The 20,333-nt window shown below is 41.2% G+C and carries 22 protein-coding genes; 21 read left to right on the top strand and 1 reads right to left on the bottom strand.

What is annotated here, in order from left to right:
- Positions 1-90: 90 nt before the first annotated feature.
- From ABIE66_RS26910 to ABIE66_RS26900, 3 genes are all read left to right on the top strand, one after another.
- Positions 91-252, top strand: coding sequence for a hypothetical protein (locus ABIE66_RS26910; RefSeq protein ID WP_289327067.1), 162 nt, complete (start codon positions 91-93; stop codon positions 250-252).
- Positions 253-447: 195 nt separating this feature from the next.
- Positions 448-1,038: a DNA-directed RNA polymerase subunit delta gene (gene rpoE / locus ABIE66_RS26905; RefSeq protein WP_370016871.1), complete on the top strand. Its 591-nt coding sequence runs from the start codon at positions 448-450 to the stop codon at positions 1,036-1,038.
- 409 nt (positions 1,039-1,447) lie between these two features.
- Complete coding sequence (locus ABIE66_RS26900) at positions 1,448-3,055, top strand: CTP synthase (protein WP_289314294.1); 1,608 nt, start codon at positions 1,448-1,450, stop codon at positions 3,053-3,055.
- A gap of 349 nt (positions 3,056-3,404) precedes the next feature.
- On the opposite strand, the gene ABIE66_RS26895 is transcribed toward ABIE66_RS26900, so the two are convergent.
- Positions 3,405-3,935, bottom strand: a complete 531-nt coding sequence (locus ABIE66_RS26895; protein WP_289327065.1) for a DUF2529 domain-containing protein — start codon at positions 3,933-3,935, stop codon at positions 3,405-3,407.
- A gap of 318 nt (positions 3,936-4,253) precedes the next feature.
- On the opposite strand from ABIE66_RS26895, the gene ABIE66_RS26890 reads away from it, so the two are divergent.
- The 18 genes from ABIE66_RS26890 (at position 4,254) to ABIE66_RS26805 (ending at position 20,152) form a co-directional block, all read left to right on the top strand.
- Positions 4,254-4,625: a response regulator gene (locus tag ABIE66_RS26890; RefSeq protein WP_289327064.1), complete on the top strand. Its 372-nt coding sequence runs from the start codon at positions 4,254-4,256 to the stop codon at positions 4,623-4,625.
- Positions 4,626-4,871: 246 nt separating this feature from the next.
- Positions 4,872-5,729, top strand: coding sequence for a class II fructose-bisphosphate aldolase (locus ABIE66_RS26885; protein ID WP_214744241.1), 858 nt, complete (start codon positions 4,872-4,874; stop codon positions 5,727-5,729).
- Positions 5,730-5,923: 194 nt separating this feature from the next.
- Positions 5,924-6,574, top strand: coding sequence for a fructose-6-phosphate aldolase (gene fsa, locus ABIE66_RS26880; protein ID WP_289314296.1), 651 nt, complete (start codon positions 5,924-5,926; stop codon positions 6,572-6,574).
- Positions 6,575-6,785: 211 nt separating this feature from the next.
- A complete protein-coding gene (locus ABIE66_RS26875; RefSeq protein WP_125159891.1) occupies positions 6,786-8,069 on the top strand; it encodes a UDP-N-acetylglucosamine 1-carboxyvinyltransferase in 1,284 nt (427 codons plus the stop codon).
- A gap of 97 nt (positions 8,070-8,166) precedes the next feature.
- Positions 8,167-9,129, top strand: a complete 963-nt coding sequence (gene glpX, locus ABIE66_RS26870) for a class II fructose-bisphosphatase (RefSeq protein ID WP_289327062.1) — start codon at positions 8,167-8,169, stop codon at positions 9,127-9,129.
- A gap of 328 nt (positions 9,130-9,457) precedes the next feature.
- Positions 9,458-10,747: a transcription termination factor Rho gene (rho, locus tag ABIE66_RS26865; protein ID WP_289314298.1), complete on the top strand. Its 1,290-nt coding sequence runs from the start codon at positions 9,458-9,460 to the stop codon at positions 10,745-10,747.
- Positions 10,748-10,896: 149 nt separating this feature from the next.
- A complete protein-coding gene (gene rpmE, locus ABIE66_RS26860) occupies positions 10,897-11,097 on the top strand; it encodes a 50S ribosomal protein L31 (RefSeq protein ID WP_053348458.1) in 201 nt (66 codons plus the stop codon).
- Between the two features lie 137 nt (positions 11,098-11,234).
- Complete coding sequence (locus ABIE66_RS26855; RefSeq protein ID WP_289314299.1) at positions 11,235-11,840, top strand: thymidine kinase; 606 nt, start codon at positions 11,235-11,237, stop codon at positions 11,838-11,840.
- 239 nt (positions 11,841-12,079) lie between these two features.
- Positions 12,080-12,535 carry a hypothetical protein gene (locus tag ABIE66_RS26850; RefSeq protein WP_289327061.1) on the top strand — a complete coding sequence of 152 codons (456 nt, stop codon included), beginning with the start codon at positions 12,080-12,082 and terminating at the stop codon, positions 12,533-12,535.
- Positions 12,536-12,699: 164 nt separating this feature from the next.
- Positions 12,700-13,770: a peptide chain release factor 1 gene (prfA, locus tag ABIE66_RS26845; RefSeq protein ID WP_289327411.1), complete on the top strand. Its 1,071-nt coding sequence runs from the start codon at positions 12,700-12,702 to the stop codon at positions 13,768-13,770.
- Positions 13,763-14,632, top strand: a complete 870-nt coding sequence (gene prmC / locus ABIE66_RS26840; protein WP_370017124.1) for a peptide chain release factor N(5)-glutamine methyltransferase — start codon at positions 13,763-13,765, stop codon at positions 14,630-14,632. Before prfA ends, prmC begins: the two co-directional genes overlap by 8 nt.
- A gap of 149 nt (positions 14,633-14,781) precedes the next feature.
- Positions 14,782-15,711: a stage II sporulation protein R gene (gene spoIIR, locus ABIE66_RS26835; protein ID WP_370016870.1), complete on the top strand. Its 930-nt coding sequence runs from the start codon at positions 14,782-14,784 to the stop codon at positions 15,709-15,711.
- A 287-nt stretch (positions 15,712-15,998) separates the two neighbouring features.
- The gene (locus ABIE66_RS26830; protein ID WP_289327059.1) at positions 15,999-17,048 is read left to right on the top strand and encodes an L-threonylcarbamoyladenylate synthase; all 1,050 of its coding nucleotides are present in this window, start codon (positions 15,999-16,001) and stop codon (positions 17,046-17,048) included.
- A 75-nt stretch (positions 17,049-17,123) separates the two neighbouring features.
- On the top strand, positions 17,124-17,690 hold the full coding sequence (locus ABIE66_RS26825) for a manganese efflux pump MntP (protein WP_289327058.1): 567 nt from the start codon (positions 17,124-17,126) through the stop codon (positions 17,688-17,690).
- A 143-nt stretch (positions 17,691-17,833) separates the two neighbouring features.
- Positions 17,834-18,277 carry a low molecular weight protein arginine phosphatase gene (locus tag ABIE66_RS26820; RefSeq protein ID WP_370016869.1) on the top strand — a complete coding sequence of 148 codons (444 nt, stop codon included), beginning with the start codon at positions 17,834-17,836 and terminating at the stop codon, positions 18,275-18,277.
- A 367-nt stretch (positions 18,278-18,644) separates the two neighbouring features.
- A complete protein-coding gene (locus tag ABIE66_RS26815) occupies positions 18,645-18,860 on the top strand; it encodes a hypothetical protein (protein WP_370016868.1) in 216 nt (71 codons plus the stop codon).
- 167 nt (positions 18,861-19,027) lie between these two features.
- Positions 19,028-19,474 carry a ribose 5-phosphate isomerase B gene (gene rpiB, locus ABIE66_RS26810; protein ID WP_289314307.1) on the top strand — a complete coding sequence of 149 codons (447 nt, stop codon included), beginning with the start codon at positions 19,028-19,030 and terminating at the stop codon, positions 19,472-19,474.
- Positions 19,475-19,558: 84 nt separating this feature from the next.
- Positions 19,559-20,152, top strand: coding sequence for a TIGR01440 family protein (locus ABIE66_RS26805; RefSeq protein WP_370016867.1), 594 nt, complete (start codon positions 19,559-19,561; stop codon positions 20,150-20,152).
- Positions 20,153-20,333 lie beyond the last annotated feature (181 nt).

Here is a 20,333-nt window from a genome sequence, read left to right as displayed (position 1 = left end):
TCCGTCTTTTTTAACAAAATGAAGATTTTACCTTATAATTATTTGGAAAAGGGGCAAAAATGAAGAATCAGCCCTATTGGAGTTGAGAAAATGAACCTGAAAATGATTGGGTTGATCATAGGTTACATTCTTGCCATCATTATTTTATTTGAGCTGTATGAGCACCAATTGGGTGCCATCTCTTTTTTTATCCTGACTGTTGTCTTTTTTACGGCAGCCTATCGTCAGAAATCGAAAAAAGAAAATGAATGATTTTTCAGTCCTGTGAACGAGAGACCTTAAGGTAAATCTGTGAAAGTATCAGATAGAACTAGCATAAACCCATTTAGATTGTTTATAATGGAGTATATGTCTAGCAGGAATTGTCGTTATTTTATCGAAATACTGTTTTAGATTATTTTTTTATGTGAAAAAACACGGATTTCAGTGTTTGAATAGAGAAGGGAAGTGCGGAATTTGAGTTTAAAACAACACTCAAAAGAGCAATTATTGGAAATGTCCTTAATTGAGATGGCATATGATTTGTTAGTGGAAAGAAATGAACCGATTCCATTTAAAGAATTAATAAGTGAATTAGCTTCGCTGCACCATTTATCTAAAGCGGAAGTGGCAAAAAGAATCGCACAATTCTACACGGATTTAAATGTGGATGGCCGATTCACTTCACTTGGAGACAACCGCTGGGGATTGAAAACATGGTACCCAGTTGACCAAATCGAAGAAGAAGTTGTACATGTTGTTAAACCTAAAAAGAAAAAGAAAGCTAAAAAGGCTGCTGTCGTTATCGACGATTTCGATGAACTTGAAGACGAAGATCTTGACTTTGAAGAAGATGTCGATGATCTGGACGAAGATGAAGATGACGACGATGATGATATCCTAGGTACTCCAGTTATCGACGAAGTGCTTTTGGATGATGACGTGGATGATGATGACGATCTGGAAGAAGAAATAATTGAAGATGATGCATTTGTCCTGGAAGATGATGAGGACGAAGATGAAGACGAAGAAGAGTTGGATGAAGATAAAGAGAAATAAATAATCGCCCTTGACTTTTTGAGGCGAAATTTGTAGAATCATTTTTGGGCTCCTTAAAAAAGGACACAATGATTAAATTATATCGCTCCCTTACTTTTATTGTAAGCGGAGCGTTTTTGTTTTTAATGATGGAATGAATAAATGACATCATTTTTTTATTTTTAAAAATGATTTCTCGTAGAATTGTAAAAACTATAGAGAACATATTTTGTTTACTGTCATTTAAGGAAATTTATTCTTGTTCATGTATCCTGCATGACTCTCACTAAAGACCTTTAAGTGATTAATGGTTTGTACCGATTTACGGTTTTTAGCTTTTAACCGCTTGTGTGGCGGAAGATTTGATGCAGGTTCTGATTGAAATGTGAAGAACAGCATTGGAAGAAAACATTCTATAGGAGGATATAAGATGACAAAATATATTTTTGTGACAGGTGGAGTAGTTTCTTCCTTGGGAAAAGGGATAACGGCCGCTTCTTTAGGTAGACTTTTAAAAAATAGGGGATTGAATGTTACCATCCAGAAGTTTGACCCTTATATCAACTTGGATCCAGGTACGATGAGTCCATATCAACATGGTGAAGTGTTTGTAACGGATGATGGTGCTGAAACGGATTTGGATTTGGGTCACTATGAGCGTTTTATTGATATCAACCTTGGTAAACACAGCAATGTGACTACAGGTAAAATTTATTCGACTGTCCTGAGAAAAGAACGCCGTGGCGATTATTTAGGTGGAACAGTTCAAGTCATTCCCCATATCACGAATGAAATTAAAGAACGGGTTTTCCGTTCAGGTAATGAAACGAATGCAGATATAGTCATCACCGAAATTGGTGGTACTGTTGGGGATATCGAGTCACTTCCATTCCTTGAAGCGATTCGTCAAATTAAAAGTGATATCGGAATCAATAATGTTATGTATATCCATTGTACACTTGTACCTTACATCAAAGCTGCTGGTGAAATGAAAACAAAACCGACACAGCATAGTGTAAAAGAATTACGCAGTCTTGGCATTCAGCCAAATATCATCGTTGCACGTACAGAAAGCCCAATTTCACAAGATATGAAGGATAAAATCGCTTTATTCTGCGATATTGATAAAAATTCTGTTATCGAGTGTCTTGATGCGGATACACTTTACTCCATCCCTCTTGCGCTTCAAGCACAAAATATGGATCAAATCGTTTGTGATCACTTGAAATTGGACTGTGGCGAAGCGGATATGGAAGATTGGAAAGAATTGGTCAAAAAGGTTACTTCTTTATCAAAGAAAACGAAAATCGCCCTAGTCGGAAAATATGTTGAATTGCAAGATGCTTATCTTTCTGTAGTGGAAGCACTTAAGCATGCAGGTTACGCATTTGATGCAGATGTTGAAATCGACTGGGTGAATTCTGAAGATGTAACAAAAGAAAATGTTGCCGAACTTCTTCAAGGTGCAGATGGAATCCTTGTTCCTGGTGGTTTTGGAGATCGTGGAATCGAAGGGAAAATTGCAGCCACCGAATTTGCCCGCACGACAAAAACACCGTTCTTCGGAATTTGTTTAGGCATGCAGTTGGCATCCATTGAATATGCACGTAACGTCTTAGGATTGCCAGAAGCACATTCAGCTGAAATCAAAGAGGATACTCCAGATCCAATCATCGATCTTCTTCCTGAGCAAAAGGATGTTGAAGATTTGGGTGGTACACTGCGTCTTGGTCTGTATCCATGTAAGCTTATCGAAGGAACTAAAGCATTCGAAGCTTATAATGATGAGGTTGTTTATGAACGTCACCGTCACCGTTATGAATTCAATAACCACTACCGTCAGGCTATGGAAGAGGCAGGATTCGTCTTTTCCGGTACAAGTCCAGATGGTCGTCTGGTTGAAATCATTGAATTGAAAGATCATCCTTGGTTTGTGGCTTCTCAATTCCATCCGGAATTCACGTCACGCCCTAACCGTCCACAGCCGCTATTCCGTGACTTTGTCGGTATGTCTTTAAAGCGCAGCGCAAAACTTTAATAAACAAAAAAACAGCCCATATGGCTGTTTCAGACTGTAGGCAAACTTGAAGGAAATCGAGTTTGCCTACAGTTTTTTTATGGCTTGTACAATTTGGACGTTGATTTCCATTCCAGGCACTCGCTTTCCATGGGCAGTCATGGAGCCTCCTCGGCTTGCGCCTGCGGGGTCTCCCTTAGACGCGCTTTCCCCGCAGCAGTCTCGCACACCCGCTCCAATCAACTTTGTTACAACATTTAGATAGCAATCATACTTGAGGAGTTGAAGGTGTTGCTATGGGTCAGTTGGCTCGGGAACATCATTTGAAGGAAGTTATATTTCCCGAACCCCTTTTTAGATGATGAATTTATCATTCTTCATCTTCATATTCTTTTATGATTTCTTCAAGAGTGAATTTAATCCCATAATAAGCGAAAAGAGCGGCAATGAGGGTAGGGTACCCATATCGATTTCCAGTTTCATCGGGAATCAATCCTCGTTGGATACGTAAATCTATATGTACGTCAGCCAACTCTAAAAGTGAATCTTCTTTAGAAGGAACGGATGTAGAAACCGCAACAAATGGTATATCTTTTTCCTTTAGTTGTTTTGCTAGCATCAAAGCTTCGAAATCATCCGAATGGCGACTGAATATAAGGAATCGATCTTCCCCGGAAATAGTTTCTACTGATTCATATCTTTGTGCCTTAGGGAAGGGTTCTGCCCCATCTAAAGCCTCGGCAGTGACGCCCTGCATTTCACCAATACCGTGAATGAACACAGTGCCATCCCCAACTACAGCCTGAGCCAGCAAGCGTCCGGCATCCTCCATTTCAAAGGCTTCATTATCAATCATTTTTTTAAATAAACCGCTTATCTGTGTCGAGAAAATTTTTAACATGAGTAGGGACTCCTTTAAAAAATAATATACTTAATTATAAAGGACTTTCCCTTGCATTGACAGGTTTCAGGGCTTTTGATCCAAAGGGCTGAATTTACAAAATCGGTCGAAAAAACAAAAAAAATTAAAAATCCTTTTAGCCATATAGCAGGAATTTTGTTACAATTATCGAATATGAACATAGAAATCATGAATGAAATCAATGCGTTGGACTACATGTGATTTGACGCAATCTATGTAACTACCCTTTTTCGGGTAATATGGCCGATTCGGCTAATACATTTAATTTTATAAATCGGGAAGGGGAGAGGTGATAAAATGCCAGGGAAAATATTGATTGTTGATGATCAATTTGGGATTCGTATTTTATTGAACGAGGTTTTACATAAAGAAGGGTATGAAACATTTCAAGCTGCAAATGGCATTCAAGCCTTGGAAGTGCTAAATAACCATTCACCTGATCTTGTATTACTGGATATGAAGATTCCGGGAATGGATGGAATTGAGATCCTGAAAAGGATGAAAGTGGTCGAGCCGGACATCCGGGTTATAATCATGACCGCATATGGTGAACTTGATATGATCCAAGAAGCAAAGGATTTGGGTGCAATGACCCACTTTGCAAAGCCGTTTGATATTGATGATATTAGAAAAGCCGTTCGTGAATACTTACCTATTCAATCTAGTTAACGGTCTTGAAAATTCAATATTATTGACGAAAGAATTGCCGCGGCTATCTTTTTAAGAGGGCCGTGTTTTTTTTGGAATAAAATTTGAGGCTTGGCATAGTGTATTTGTTGCTGTTTTTTTGATGTATTGATATGCTAAAAGAGGAGAGATATTCTGATTTATAAGCGTATGCTACTTTAGTTTTAGGGAATATCTAGAAAGAATTAACTTTAAAAATAATAACATCCACTAGTAGGAGGAAATCAAATGCCTTTAGTTTCTATGAAAGATATGCTGAATAAAGCTCTTGATGAAAAATATGCAGTAGGTCAATTCAATATCAATAACCTGGAATGGACCCAAGCTATCCTAGCTGCTGCAGAACAAGAAAAATCTCCAGTCATCCTTGGTGTTTCCGAAGGGGCTGCCCGTCACATGGGTGGTTTTAAAACGACTGTCATGATGGTTCAAGGATTGTTGGAAGACATGAAAATCACTGTTCCTGTGGCCATTCACCTTGACCATGGTTCAAGTTTTGATAAATGTAAAGAAGCTATCGAAGCTGGATTCACTTCAGTAATGATCGATGCTTCACACCATCCAATCGAAGAAAATATCGAAACAACCAAGAAGGTTGTCGAATTCGCTCACGCACGAAATGTTTCGGTTGAAGCGGAAGTGGGCACGGTTGGCGGACAAGAAGATGATGTAATTGCTGATGGAGTCGTATATGCAGATCCTCAAGAATGTGAACAGTTAGTTAAAGAAACGAATGTCGACTGTTTTGCTCCAGCATTGGGATCCGTTCACGGACCGTACAAAGGTGAACCTGACCTAGGCTATAAAGAAATGGAAGAAGTACGGGATTTAACGAACAAACCTCTTGTTCTTCATGGCGGTACAGGCATTCCTACGAAAGATATCCAAAAAGCGATTTCTCTTGGAACATCAAAAATCAATGTGAATACGGAAAATCAAATTGTGTTCACAAAAGCTGTTCGTGAAGTTTTGAATAACGATGCTGAAGTATACGATCCTCGTAAATTCATGGTTCCTGGCCGTGAAGCTATTAAAGAAACTGTCATCGGCAAAATACGTGAATTTGGTTCAAACGGCAAAGCATAATTTTTCAACTGCAGCATAAGGGTTCCATCCCTTTGCATGTAAGATGCCATAGGTAATGTTTCCATTGGGGGGGGGGCACCTCCCCTAATGGTTTCTTTTAGATGCAGGGCTGAATCCAAGCTCTATTTTTTGAAGAATTAGAATTCAGATGCATATAGGGAAAGAAAAAATCGATTACATACGGAGGCTATTTTATGAAATTCTTTATAGATACAGCAAACATGGAAGAAATCAAACAAGCGCACGAACTGGGCGTTTTAGCTGGAGTTACGACTAACCCGTCCCTTGTTGCAAGAGAAAAGGGAGTTTCTTTCCATGACCGGCTAAAAGAAATCACAAGCCTTGTTAAGGAATCCGTTTCTGCAGAAGTCATTGCGCTTGATTTTGAAGGAATGATGGCTGAAGCCAAAGAACTTGTTGCGATTGCACCTAATATCACGATTAAAGTACCAATGACTCCAGACGGTTTGAAGGCTGTTGCAGCTCTTACAAAACAAGGTGTCAAAACAAATGTCACCCTTATTTTCAGTGCTAACCAAGCATTATTGGCAGCTAGGGCAGGAGCGACTTATGTATCGCCATTTTTAGGACGCTTGGATGACATCGGCCAAAATGGTTTGGATTTAATTTCGGATATTGCTGACATATTCGCGATCCATGATATCAATGCTGAAATCATTGCAGCTTCTATCCGCCATCCGATGCATATTACAGAAGCGGCTCTTAAAGGGGCACATATTGCAACGATCCCTTATAAAGTTTTAATTCAATTATTCCACCACCCATTAACGGACAAAGGGATTGAAGCTTTCTTGAAGGATTGGAATTCACGTACTGAAGCATAATGCCTTGCCGCTAAGTCACTATAGATTGCACCGTTTAAATAAAATTAACATAAATTAGAAATTTTTATCTTTTTTTTACATGAATTTTCTACTTTTGTGTAAACTAAAGAACTAGATAGTGAATGTTGTCGGATTATGAAATTCTCCTGTGGTAAAATATTACTTTTTTTGAAAGTAGCATCTAAGTGCTTAGCGTGGAAGGGAGTTTATTATGGAAAAACTTAAAATTGCCGGTGGCTATCCTTTAAAGGGAAGCATTCGTGTCAGCGGAGCAAAAAATAGTGCGGTCGCCCTTATCCCTGCAACAATTTTAGCGGACTCTCCCGTAACGATTGAAGGCCTGCCTGATATCTCGGATGTTCAGATGCTGAAAGAGTTAATGGAGGAAATTGGCGGTGAGGTATCCTTTGATGATGGGGAAATGACAGTGAATCCCAGCAGGATGATTTCAATGCCTCTTCCAAATGGAAGAGTTAAGAAGTTACGAGCCTCTTATTATTTAATGGGGGCAATGCTTGGTAAATTCAAAAAGGCAGTGATAGGTTTGCCTGGAGGCTGCCATTTAGGACCTCGCCCAATAGATCAACATATTAAGGGGTTCGAAGCACTAGGCGCACAAGTGACGAATGAACAAGGAGCCATTTACCTTAGGGCGGACGAGCTACGGGGAGCACGCATTTATTTGGATGTCGTTAGTGTAGGGGCAACGATCAATATTATGCTTGCCGCCGTTTTGGCCAAAGGCCGCACTGTGATTGAAAATGCTGCGAAAGAACCGGAAATCATCGATGTTGCCACTTTGTTGACCAATATGGGAGCGAAAATCAAGGGGGCAGGAACGGATATCATCCGTATTGATGGTGTGGAAAGTTTGCATGGGTGCAAACATACAATCATACCGGATCGGATTGAAGCCGGTACTTTCATGATTTTAGCCGCTGCTGTCGGTGAAGGAATCTTGATCGACAATGTCATTCCCCAGCATTTGGAGTCATTGACTGCCAAAATGAGGGAAATGGGGATTAATATTGAAGCCGGTGATGATCAGATATTTGTTTCACCGGGAGAAAAATATAAATCCGTTGATATCAAGACGTTGGTTTACCCTGGATTTCCAACAGATCTTCAACAGCCTTTCACTTCTCTTTTAACAAAAGCCAGCGGTTCTAGCATGGTGACCGATACGATATACGGGGCACGATTCAAGCATATTGATGAACTGCGACGCATGAATGCGAAGATCAAAGTCGAGGGCAGAGCGGGCATCATTGATGGTCCTGTCCAACTTCATGGGGCAAAAGTGAAGGCAAGCGATTTACGTGCCGGAGCAGCTCTGGTAATTGCCGGTTTAATGGCTGAAGGGATTACAGAAGTGACCGGGCTTGAACATATAGATCGCGGATATAGCCATCTGGTTGAGAAACTTTCAGGTTTGGGAGCAACGATTTGGCGTGAAGAAATGACGCAAGAAGAGGTGGAGCAGCTTAAAAGCTGATCCCTTTTCTTGTTACCTCATTGTGTTACTATATATGATATAATGTGTTATACTAATATAAATAAATCATGCTAGTGTACATGAGGGGGAACCGGAAATGGAAAGAAGTTTATCGATGGAGCTTGTTCGCGTAACAGAGGCGGCGGCACTAAATTCTGCTCGTTGGATGGGAAGAGGAAAGAAAGACGAAGCAGATGATGCAGCAACAACTGCAATGCGGGATGTTTTCAATACTATTCCCATGCAAGGGACGGTTGTAATCGGTGAAGGGGAAATGGATGAAGCGCCAATGCTTTATATTGGTGAGAAGCTTGGTACTGGTCTTGGGCCACTAGTGGATGTTGCAGTTGATCCTTTGGAGGGAACGAACATCGTTGCATCTGGCGGCTGGAATGCATTGGCTGTATTGGCGATAGCCGATAAGGGGAACTTGCTTCATGCCCCGGATATGTATATGGATAAAATAGCTGTCGGTCCCGAGGCTGTTGGTCAGATTGATATCAATGCTTCTGTGTTGGACAACCTGAAAGCGGTAGCCAAGGCAAAAAATAAAGATATCCAAGACGTAGTCGCAACAGTATTGAACCGCGACCGCCATTCGAAAATCATTCACGAACTTCGTGAGGCTGGGGCACGTATCAAGTTGATCAACGATGGAGATGTAGCCGGTGCCATCAATACGGCTTTCGATCTTACCGGTGTTGACATCTTATTCGGATCTGGCGGAGCTCCAGAGGGAGTTATTGCAGCTGTTGCCTTAAAATGCCTCGGAGGGGAAATTCAAGGTAAGCTTCTTCCTCAAAGTGATGAAGAAGTTGAACGCTGTTTAAAAATGGGCCTTGATGTAGGAAGAGTCCTGAGAATGGAAGACCTTGTTCGCGGAGATGACGCGATTTTTGCTGCGACAGGTGTGACTGATGGAGAACTTTTACGCGGTGTACAATTTAAAGGGCATTACGGCGAAACACAATCCGTAGTCATGCGTGCTAAATCTGGTACCGTTCGTTTCATTGATGGACGCCACAGTCTTAAAATTAAACCGAATGGTTTGATTGACTGAGAACGTTTTTTAGAAAGTATCACCGATAAAAAGCGAGCGGTTTCATCGCTCGCTTTCTCTTTTAAAAAATTTAAGTTGAATAATTAAAATAAAAAAAGTAAAATAAAGCTTGGTCTACTATTAATTGATTTAGATATATAAAATCTGCCCTTTCACTCCAAACTTCAAGAAGCCTTCAAATAATTTTCTTCTTTACATGTAAAAATGTATCATCCTTTCTAAGAAAACTCTGGTCGGGTACATGGATTGCGGTTTTTCTTCCATCTAACAAACCATTTCTTTTTCAGTATGGGTGAAAACGTTTAATTAATAAAAGTGTGGTGTCATAATGAATTTAACTATTTCTAATTTAGAAAACATGAAACTAAAGGATCTCTATGAGCACGCGCGTGAATATAAAGTTTCCTATTACAGCAAACTTTCAAAAAAGGAACTTATTTTCGCTATCCTGAAAGCACAAGCTGAGCAGGATGGTCTCCTATTCATGGAGGGCGTTTTAGAGATCATCCCTTCTGAAGGCTTTGGATTCCTGCGTCCAATTAATTATTCTCCAAGCTCGGAGGATATTTATATTTCCGCTTCACAGATCCGCAGATTCGATTTGCGAAATGGAGATAAAGTGTCCGGTAAGGTAAGGCCTCCAAAAGAAAATGAGCGCTATTATGGATTGCTGCATGTTGAAGCCGTCAATGGCGATAATCCGGAATCAGCTAAAGAGCGTGTTCATTTTCCAGGTTTAACACCGTTGTATCCAAACAGGCAAATCAAACTGGAAACGACACCGAAGAACATATCAACTAGAATTATGGATGTCCTGGCACCGGTCGGTTTTGGACAGCGTGGGTTGATTGTCGCACCGCCAAAAGCTGGTAAAACGATGCTCATCAAAGAAATTGCCAATGCGATAACCACGAACCATCCTGAATCCGAATTGATTGTGCTGTTGATCGATGAACGCCCGGAAGAAGTGACGGACATTGAACGTTCCGTTGCTGGAGACGTGGTAAGTTCAACGTTCGATGAAGTGCCGGAGAACCACATTAAGGTAGCTGAGCTAGTGTTAGAACGGGCTATGCGACTTGTGGAGCATAAGCGGGATGTAATCATTTTAATGGACAGCATCACTCGACTTGCCCGTGCTTACAACCTTGTCATTCCGCCGAGCGGGCGTACATTATCCGGAGGGATTGACCCTGCTGCATTCCATCGTCCAAAACGCTTCTTCGGTGCGGCAAGGAATATCGAGGAAGGCGGCAGCCTGACGATCCTTGCTACAGCATTGGTAGATACGGGTTCAAGAATGGACGATGTCATTTATGAAGAGTTTAAAGGTACGGGTAATATGGAACTGCATTTAGATCGTGCACTTGCCGAAAGACGTATCTTCCCTGCAATCGACATTCGTCGCTCAGGCACTCGTAAAGAAGAATTGTTAATTCCGAAAGATCGCCTGGATAAACTATGGGCCATTAGGAAAACGATGTCGGATTCACCTGATTTCTCAGAGAAATTCCTTCGCCGTCTAAAACAGACAAAAGGCAATGAAGAATTTTTCAGTAAGTTGGATGAAGAAATGACAGAAATGAAAAAGGGACCAGCGAGCGTAAAACGTTCTTAAACAGTGAAAGAAACAAACTGTTGCACAACTAGTCTTAAGTTGCTATAATGAGTTCATGTGTTTTTACAATAAATGTGAGAGTGTTTTTCCCTCACCTTGAAGTATATAACTCTGTTTCGAATGATTCAGGGCAGAAGGAGCTGAAAAGAATGAAAACTGGAATTCATCCAAATTATAAACTTTCAAAAGTATCTTGCTCTTGCGGAAACACTTTTGAAACTGGTTCAGTTAAAGAAGAGATCAAAGTTGAGACTTGTTCAGAGTGCCATCCATTCTATACTGGTCGTCAAAAATTCGCTGAAGCTGGCGGACGTGTTGATCGTTTCAACAAAAAATACGGTATTAAATAAGCCGGACTTTTTAAAAACAGGCAAGTATTTTTCTTGCCTGTTTTTTCTTTTCTGTAAACAAGTAAGAATTTATATAAAGCCGGGTCCACTTCAATTATGGCCAAGGGATCGACAGGTGGAAGGGAGTAGCTGTTTCCATGTATGTAATGAAACAAACAGGCTGGATCGAGCTTATTTGCGGAAGCATGTTTTCAGGTAAGTCTGAGGAATTGATTAAACGAGTCAGCCGTGCTCAATTTGCTAAAGAGCAAATAGCTGTATTTAAACCAGCTATAGATAATCGCTATGCGGAAGAGGCTGTCGTATCACACAATGGCTCTTCTGTGATGGCAAAACCGATTGCCCATTCAACGGATATTTTTAAGTGTTTGGACAAGCCCTTGGATATCATTGCAATAGATGAAGTTCAATTTTTTGATCATGAAATTATCGGGGTTGCCCAGCATCTTGCGGACAGCGGTTATCGAGTGATTATGGCTGGACTCGATCAAGATTTCAGAGGTGAACCATTCGGTCCTATGCCCGTTCTATTATCGCTGGCAGAATCAGTGACTAAGCTACAGGCTGTGTGTGAAGTGTGCGGATCTCCTGCGAGCAGGACACAGCGGTTGATAGATGGGGCGCCGGCCTCCTATGATGAGCCGATCATCCTTGTGGGTGCATCGGAATCATACGAGCCCCGCTGCCGCCATCATCACGAAGTTCCAGGTAAGCAAGCTGTTGGGATTAAAGAACATATTTGAATGATGGTGCCCTAGGATCCGATGAGATCTTAGGGTACTTTTTTTTTGAAGAAATGGTTAAATCATAGCTGAAAGTGTGTTTATTCTAAAGGCGGTAAGATCTACGTGAAAAAACTGCTGAAGGTATTCAGGTGGTAAGACCAATACATGGAAGGGAAATAAAAGATAAATACTGCCCCATTTTGGGAAGGCTAACAAGGAAATGTTCTTCTTAACTAGTCAAAATGGAGGGAAAAAATATGAAATCAAAACTGTTTTTTATGACGGCCTTTCTTCTTGCTGCACTAACGGCATGCGGTCAGAATGACAATGCAATAAATAATGATTCGGAATATGGTGATCAATCCCGGGATGGCCAGGATTTTGTTGGCAATGGTTTAAGTCGTGTGTCCAATAATGATTGGGATAATGAAGCGGAACGTCCATCGGATCAAGTCCTCAACACACCGCATCATACATCCAATAATTCTCCATCCATGGGGCAGGAAATTGATGAAATCAGAGGGATCATTAAATCGGAAACTAATTATGAGGCAGGCTCCGTTTGGTTTAATGGCAATACCATACATGTTACGGTCCATGATAACGGCGAAATCAAGACGGAAAAAGAAAGAAATAAGGAAAAGCAGCGAATTCAAGGCATGATAACCAAGGTTGTGCCCCAATATAATATAGATGTTGAATTAAAGAAATAACCACAATTTTGAATCCTCTTTGACGTTGATTATTCACCTATACTATAATTAACCTAGAAGTGAACTAAGCTGGGGCACTGAACTACTTATTTATAGTTAGAAAAGATGGATTACTTCCAATACGTTTCATGGAGATGTTTTGGAAAATTTATGAGGTGAATAATTTGTTTGATCGATTGCAAGCAGTAGAAGATAGATATGAAAGATTGAATGAACTATTAAGTGACCCGGAGATCATTAATGACTCTAAGAAGCTAAGGGAATATTCCAAGGAGCAATCCAGTATTCAAGAGACGGCATCGGCTTATAAAGAATATAAAGCGGTTCGTGAGCAACTCCAGGAAGCCAAGGCGATGCTGGAGGACAAACTTGATGCGGATATGCGCGAAATGGTTAAAGAAGAGATCAATGAACTTGAAGAGACCATACAAGGCCTTGAGGATAAACTGAAAATATTGCTCATTCCTAAAGACCCTAACGATGATAAGAACGTAATCATGGAGATCCGCGGAGCGGCAGGCGGAGACGAGGCGGCCTTATTTGCAGGTAGCCTATACCGAATGTATAGCCGTTTTGCTGAGGTTCAGGGTTGGCGGACTGAAGTCATTGAAGCAAGTCCTACAGGGCTTGGAGGCTACAAGGAAATCATATTCATGATTAATGGAAATGGCGCTTATTCAAAATTGAAATTCGAAAATGGAGCCCATCGCGTTCAGCGAGTACCTGAAACTGAATCAGGTGGACGGATTCATACTTCTACAGCCACGGTTGCCGTTTTACCGGAAGCTGAGGAAGTGGAAGTCGAAATCCATGATAAGGATGTTCGTGTCGATACCTTTGCGTCAAGCGGTCCTGGAGGGCAAAGTGTCAACACGACCATGTCAGCGGTGCGATTGACACATATTCCGACGAATACGGTTGTATCTTGTCAAGATGAAAAATCACAAATCAAGAACAAAGAAAAAGCAATGAAGGTTTTGCGTGCCAGGGTGTATGATAAAATTCATCGCGAAGTGCAGGCTGAATATGACCAAAATAGAAAGCTTGCTGTTGGAACGGGCGATCGATCCGAAAGGATTCGCACGTATAACTTCCCGCAAAACCGCGTTACCGACCACCGTATTGGTTTAACGATTCAAAAGCTGGATCAAATCATGGAAGGTAAACTGGATGATGTCGTGGATGCTTTAATCATGGAAGACCAATCTTCCAGGCTGGAAAATGCAGATGAATAATTCTGCCTTGAAAGTGTTTGAAGCCCTTAAATGGGCTTCTTCTTTTTTAAAGGAAAATGATCGTGACGCCAATGCAGGGGAGATCCTGTTACAGCATTTTTTAAAACTAACGCGCTCCCAGTTACTGGCCAACCTTCATGATGAGCTCAGTGAAGCGGATTTTGGACAATTTAAGGCAGCAGTTGAGCTTCATGCTGATGGAACGCCCATCCAATATATAATAGGCAGTGAAGAATTTTATGGACGGACCTTCTTTGTGAATGAAGAAGTGCTGATACCGAGACCTGAAACAGAAGAATTGATTTATTATACATTACGTAAGCTTCCGGCCGTTTTTATGGAGGGACAGAAGCTCCGTTTAGCGGATATTGGGACAGGCAGCGGTGCAATCGCCATTACGATGAAGCTTGAAAAATCAAACTTGTCGGTGACGGCCACGGACATAGCAGATCCTTCACTTGAGGTGGCGAAGAAAAATGCCGAATCACTTGGTGCCGAAGTGCAGTTCGTGCAAGGTGATTTACTTCAGCCGTTGATTAACATAAACCAGAAAGTGGACATCCTTTTATCTAATCCGCCATATATACCAAATGATGATCAAAAATCCATGTCTGTAGTCGTAACGGGTCATGAACCCCATCGTGCATTATTTGCGGGTATCGATGGTCTGGACTTTTACCGCCGCTTTATGGAACAGTTACCTCTGATCATGGAGGTGCCTGGACTGATCGGTTTTGAAGTGGGCACTGGGCAGGGCCAGGCAGTTGCCGATTTATTGAAGCGGACTTTTCCTGCCGCAGAAGTATCCGTTGTAAATGACATTAATGAAAAAGATCGAATGGTCTTTGCTGAATTAAAATGATTCGTCTCCCTATGTGAGGCGGATTTTTTTATATGGACATCCCTCATTATCGATTTGGAATCTATATTTCCAGCATCAATTTTTTTATTTTTACTAGTTTAAGATAGCTGGAAAATGGTGAGACTAATTCATGTGAGGGGGCGAAGGCGATGAAAACTAAACATTTAGCCATTATTTATCTATTAATCTTAACAATAGGAACGATTGTAAGTATATATATGCCTAAAGCGGAGATGGTCGGTGCAGAAGAAACGATGGTAATTCCGGATGAGGCGATTCGTCTGAGGATACTTGCTAATAGTGATACAGAAAAGGATCAAGCGGTTAAACGGCTGATTAGGGATCAGGTAAATGAAGATATCACAAAATGGGTCGAGGAGCTTACTTCATTGGATGAAGCGAGGGATGTGATCACCTCGCATCTACCAGATATTCAAGCCACGGCTGAGGCAGTTATAAAGGAACATGGTTTGGAACAGTCAGTAAAAGTGGATTTTGGACAAGCCGAATTTCCGACAAAACTTTACGGGCAGTATTTATATCCGGCAGGGGATTATGAAGCTGTGATCATCACACTTGGTGAAGGGGAAGGGGCTAATTGGTGGTGTGTGTTATTTCCTCCACTATGTTTCTTGGATTTTTCAAATGGAACGGCTGTAAGTCAAAGTCCAATTGTCGAGGATGAAGATGAAGAATCTGTAACTTCGGAAGGGAAGGCTTATGCTGCAACGAATGAGGAGAAAGAACCTGTTCCAGAGGAAGCGGTTGAAGAAGAAGTACCGGATGAAAAGGTAAAAGGGCCAGAGGCAGTAGTTGAAGAAGAAGCAATTGAGGAAAGTGTGGAAATACCGCAAGAAGAGGTAAAAGAAGAGGTTATAGAGCCAGAAGTAAAAGGAGAAGTGACAGAAGAAAAAGGTATGGATGAAGTAACGGAGGAAGTGATTGATGGGAATGTAGGTGAAAACAAGGTTAAACTTGCGGCATCCACTGAACAAGGTCAACAATTATATGAAGGGGAAAAGGAGCCAGAGGTGGAAGTGAAGTCCTTATTTGCAGAAATCCTAAATGATCTTTTTTAAAAAGAGGGGGGCCCTCTTTTTTTATGATCAGATAATTTTGAAAACATATCCACAGGGTTATTAACAAAAAATCAAAAAAGTCTGTCATTAATCATTAATATCCACAAACTTATCCACGGTTTCGGTATGGTTATCCACATTTTGTGGATAACACTTGAATTATGTGTATACTTCTTTTATACTTTCAAAGTATCTTTCAAGTGAAATTAGGACGATAAGTTGATAATACCGTTCATATAAAAGCGATTATATAAAATAAGAAATGTTAAAAGGCGATGGTGTTTAAGATGAAAACGAAAGTTTGGTCAGTGGATAAAGATGTGGATAATTTACAAAGTTATCCCCAGATTACACAATCAGCTGAATTATTAAAGGATAATCAAGTGGTTGCTTTTCCTACAGAGACCGTTTATGGACTTGGAGCGAATGCCAAAAGTGACGAGGCAGTCAAAAAAGTGTTTGAAGCAAAGGGGCGTCCGAGTGATAATCCATTAATCGTTCATATAGCCTCAGCTGATCAGTTGTCAGGTATTGTAGAGGAGATTCCTGATCAAGCACGGAAGCTGATGGCTGAGTTTTGGCCGGGTCCTTTGACTTTGATCATGAAACGAAAACCGGGCCAGCTATCGAATCTTGTGACAGCTGGATTGGAGACGGTGGCTGTCAGGATGCCGGATCATCAGGTTGCACTCGGGCTAATTCGTGCGAGTGATTTGCCCATTGCAGCTCCAAGTGCAAATACTTCAGGAAAACCAAGTCCCACTTCAGCTAAACATGTTGAAGATGACTTGATGGGCCGGATTGCAGGTATAGTCGATGGCGGGACTACGGGTGTGGGTGTAGAATCAACAGTGCTTGATTGTACAGTTGAAGTCCCTGTTATTTTAAGGCCTGGCGGGGTGACTCTGGAACAGCTGGAAGCTGTTATTGGAGAAGTCAGGCAAGATGTCGCTTTGAAGAATCAGGAAACGGCGCCAAAAGCTCCGGGCATGAAATATACCCACTATGCTCCGAAGGCCCCTCTATACTTAGTCAAGGGTAATCAGGATTTCCTTCAGAAACTTGTGGATGAAAAAAGAAGTGACGGGTTAAAGGTAGGCATCATAACGGCTTTAGAGCATCAACAGTACTATCAAGCGGATTATGTGGTTGTCCCAGGTTCGTTAGCGGATTTACATACAGTTGCCACAGGCTTATATGATACTTTACGACAGTTTGATGAGCTGGAGGTCGATATCATTTTTAGTGAAATGTTTCCTGAATGTGGGATCGGAGCCGCTGTCATGAACCGTCTTGAGAAGGCAGCAGGTCATCAAATCATCGAGGAACATGTGTAATAAGGACTGATTTATTCTTCTAATTCTTTTCGGACATGCATAACATGTAGTAGGCACGTCCGAGGGAGGATTGGAATGAATACATTTGCTGGGGAAATCATCACCTTATTGCTCATGGCATTCGCGTTGGGAATGGATGCCTTTTCTGTCGGCCTTGGAATGGGAATGTTTAAGCTAAGGTTGAGGCAAATATTTTTTATAGGGCTGATAGTAGGTATTTTTCATATTTGGATGCCCTTGCTTGGTATGGGGGCAGGCCGTTTCATTTCAGAAAAATTCGGGACCTTTGCTACGTATGCCGGCGGTCTATTGTTGATCATTCTTGGTATCCAAATGTTTATCCCAGGTAAAAAGGGAGAAGCTGGTATCAGGGAAAATAAGATGCTGGCTCCGGTCGGGAAAGGTCTATTCATTTTTGCTTTAGGTGTAAGCCTGGATAGCTTCTCAGTAGGGTTAACCTTGGGTATTTACGGTGCAAAAACGATTTTAACCATTCTTTGTTTTGGGGTGGCTGCCACTTTTTTAACGTGGGCAGGGCTTTTACTGGGTAAAAAAATGCAAGGGTTGCTCGGGGTGTATAGTGAGATTCTTGGCGGAAGCATCCTGTGTGCATTTGGATTGAAATTATTATTCTCTTTTTAATTCACTTGACTTCATATCTTTCCTTCCTCAACTGTTCCGATTACCGGGGCGGTTTTTATTTTTTCTTATGACATCAAGAGTGCTTATTTTTTTGACTATAAAGAACGGGCTATAGCTTATAATGTTAAAAAGGAGGCGTTAAAATGATACGAGTATTATTTGTATGTACGGGCAACACATGCAGAAGCCCCATGGCAGAAGCGATATTAAAAAACAAGAATATTGAGGGTATTGAAGTGAAGTCCGCTGGCGTTTATGCTTCAGCCGGCCAGGATGCTTCATTGCATGCTAAAAATGTATTGATTGAAAATGAAATAGTGCATAATCATCATTCAACGCCTTTATCCGAGAAGGAAATGGAGTGGGCTACTCATATTTTCACCATGACGGAAGGGCATAAAGCGGTCATCATCCGTACATACCCCAAGATGATCGGTAAGACTTTTACTTTGAAAGAATTCGTTATTGACGATAAATATGACAGGGACATAATGGATCCGTTTGGCGGTTCTGAAGGCATTTATCAAGAGACGTTCAAGGAACTGCAGGAACTAATAGAAGAATTAGTCATAAGGCTCAAAGAGTAAACGATCTACAGGGGAAAAAAGAATGGAAGAAAGAACACATTATAATAGTTTGGCTTGCGAAAAAATTTAGTTTTCTTCATCACAGCCCAAGCTCTGATTGTCTATTCATCCTTTCAGTGTTCCAATTTCGTGCTCCCACCAATTTTATTTGAAAAGGTGAGTTCGCTAAGTTTTAGTGTAGGGACGCTTATATTAGGCATATTGGGATCGGGGGTTCTTGCGTTTTTTGCTGCTGTTGTTCAGGAGTACTTCAAATTTGGTTCAAACTATTCAAGTTGAGGTCCAGACGTTGTAAAACACGATCAAGTCATATCGGCCAAATGAAGAAGCCCAAAAAGGAACGGGTACGGATATAGCGATAGATGGAATGACAAAAACGGTACATAATGTGGTCGCTGCAGTAAAAGATATTACTGAGCTTGTTGACCATCTAATCGAAAGTGTAGAATCAAGGCAGTCCCAAGAAGTGGTTGCCATTGCAGAAGAAATATCTGCTGGAGCGGAAGAAGTAACGGCTATGCAAGCGAACAAGCAATTGTCATGGAAAAAGTCGGAAAATCGGCGATTGATCTTAAAGTGCTAGCGGAAAGTTGAACAGGACGATTACACGCTTTCACACTTGGCATTTTTTCAGCAGGAAACCTGAGTTGGTTTCCTGCTTCTTTGAGGTCAGAAAAAGGCTGGCCATCCTTTATCTTTTCATAATTTTGTGACACAATAAAATCAAATAAAAGTTAGAGGAGGATTTTGATGAAAGTTGCGATTGCTTCGGATCATGGTGGTATACATATCCGTGAAGAAATAAAGAATTTAATGAATGAGTTACAGATTCCATTTGAAGATTTTGGCTGTGAATGCAGTACTTCAGTGGATTATCCTGATTATGCCTTGCCGGTTGCTGAAAAAGTGGCACAGGGTGAGTTCGATCGGGGTATTTTAATCTGTGGCACTGGAATTGGAATGAGCATTGCAGCCAATAAGGTCAAAGGGATACGATGTGCATTGGTTCATGATGTCTATAGTGCGAAATTGACCCGTCAGCATAATGATACCAATATGTTAGCGATGGGTGAACGTGTCATTGGCCCGGGTCTTGCCAGGGAAATTGCACAAACATGGCTGACTTCGGAATTTGAAGGCGGGCGTCATCAAAACAGGATCGGAAAGATAGCGGAGTATGAAGGTAAACACAGCTAATCGTTAAGGTTTTGGAAAAAAGGATCTAGAGGGATCTCCCTTTTCTTCCGATAGCAAGTTTTCTTATTGAAAGGATGCGTTTTCATGACAAGTGATGCTACATTTTCAAGTGAGCTTGAGATATGGGAAAACCAGTTTCGGAAACTATTATTTGAGTTTCAAGAAGAGGCAGCTTTAAAAGAGAAACAGCTACTGGTAATCGGTTGCAGTACAAGTGAAGTGATCGGAAAACGGATCGGTACTGAAGGGACCCTCGACGTTGCGGGGATGATTTTTTCCGTAGTGAACGATTTTCAAGAAAAAACGGGTGTCCAGGTAGCATATCAATGTTGTGAGCATCTAAATAGGGCATTGGTTTTGCAAAGGGAAATCGCGGTTCGAAACAATTATGAAGAAGTTTCGGTTGTACCTGTCAGAACAGCTGGGGGATCGATGGCGACGTTCGCCTATCAACAATGGAAAGATGCTGTCGTCGTTGAGCGCATTAAAGCGGACGCAGGGATAGACATTGGGGACACCTTCATTGGCATGCATTTGAAGCATGTGGCGGTTCCAGTTCGATCTGCAATTAAAGAAATAGGACATGCACATGTGACCATGGCAAAAACCCGCCCGAAACTAATTGGCGGGGAGCGGGCCGTTTATCAGGACATCCCTGAAAACAATAGTTGTATTTAATGGGTAGGTGAGACAGCATTTCTCGGATGGGGAATGCTGTTTTAATTGAATGTGGGCAAAATCGTAAAGCTCAAGTAGGGTTCACAAAAAAAACTTTATTTTGTGGTGCTAATAGAATGGTGATTTTACTCATTAAATATAGGGTTAAAGAGCTATTTAACATGTTTTAGATGTTAAATAC

It is taken from the genome of Peribacillus sp. B2I2 (assembly GCF_041261685.1).
GTDB lineage: Bacteria > Bacillota > Bacilli > Bacillales > DSM-1321 > Peribacillus.
This window is presented reverse-complemented; position numbering and strand designations above follow the sequence as displayed.

Excerpts from the sequence above, each read along its gene's own strand:
- ABIE66_RS26910 (WP_289327067.1), top strand. The coding sequence starts at position 91 with ATGAACCTGAAAATGATTGGGTTGATCATAGGTTACATTCTTGCCATC.
- ABIE66_RS26900 (WP_289314294.1), top strand. The coding sequence starts at position 1,448 with ATGACAAAATATATTTTTGTGACAGGTGGAGTAGTTTCTTCCTTGGGA.
- ABIE66_RS26895 (WP_289327065.1), bottom strand. The coding sequence starts at position 3,935 with ATGTTAAAAATTTTCTCGACACAGATAAGCGGTTTATTTAAAAAAATG.
- ABIE66_RS26890 (WP_289327064.1), top strand. The coding sequence starts at position 4,254 with ATGCCAGGGAAAATATTGATTGTTGATGATCAATTTGGGATTCGTATT.
- ABIE66_RS26885 (WP_214744241.1), top strand. The coding sequence starts at position 4,872 with ATGCCTTTAGTTTCTATGAAAGATATGCTGAATAAAGCTCTTGATGAA.
- fsa (WP_289314296.1), top strand. The coding sequence starts at position 5,924 with ATGAAATTCTTTATAGATACAGCAAACATGGAAGAAATCAAACAAGCG.
- ABIE66_RS26875 (WP_125159891.1), top strand. The coding sequence starts at position 6,786 with ATGGAAAAACTTAAAATTGCCGGTGGCTATCCTTTAAAGGGAAGCATT.
- glpX (WP_289327062.1), top strand. The coding sequence starts at position 8,167 with ATGGAAAGAAGTTTATCGATGGAGCTTGTTCGCGTAACAGAGGCGGCG.
- rho (WP_289314298.1), top strand. The coding sequence starts at position 9,458 with ATGAATTTAACTATTTCTAATTTAGAAAACATGAAACTAAAGGATCTC.
- rpmE (WP_053348458.1), top strand. The coding sequence starts at position 10,897 with ATGAAAACTGGAATTCATCCAAATTATAAACTTTCAAAAGTATCTTGC.
- ABIE66_RS26855 (WP_289314299.1), top strand. The coding sequence starts at position 11,235 with ATGTATGTAATGAAACAAACAGGCTGGATCGAGCTTATTTGCGGAAGC.
- ABIE66_RS26850 (WP_289327061.1), top strand. The coding sequence starts at position 12,080 with ATGAAATCAAAACTGTTTTTTATGACGGCCTTTCTTCTTGCTGCACTA.
- prmC (WP_370017124.1), top strand. The coding sequence starts at position 13,763 with ATGAATAATTCTGCCTTGAAAGTGTTTGAAGCCCTTAAATGGGCTTCT.
- spoIIR (WP_370016870.1), top strand. The coding sequence starts at position 14,782 with ATGAAAACTAAACATTTAGCCATTATTTATCTATTAATCTTAACAATA.
- ABIE66_RS26830 (WP_289327059.1), top strand. The coding sequence starts at position 15,999 with ATGAAAACGAAAGTTTGGTCAGTGGATAAAGATGTGGATAATTTACAA.
- ABIE66_RS26825 (WP_289327058.1), top strand. The coding sequence starts at position 17,124 with ATGAATACATTTGCTGGGGAAATCATCACCTTATTGCTCATGGCATTC.
- ABIE66_RS26820 (WP_370016869.1), top strand. The coding sequence starts at position 17,834 with ATGATACGAGTATTATTTGTATGTACGGGCAACACATGCAGAAGCCCC.
- ABIE66_RS26815 (WP_370016868.1), top strand. The coding sequence starts at position 18,645 with ATGACAAAAACGGTACATAATGTGGTCGCTGCAGTAAAAGATATTACT.
- rpiB (WP_289314307.1), top strand. The coding sequence starts at position 19,028 with ATGAAAGTTGCGATTGCTTCGGATCATGGTGGTATACATATCCGTGAA.
- ABIE66_RS26805 (WP_370016867.1), top strand. The coding sequence starts at position 19,559 with ATGACAAGTGATGCTACATTTTCAAGTGAGCTTGAGATATGGGAAAAC.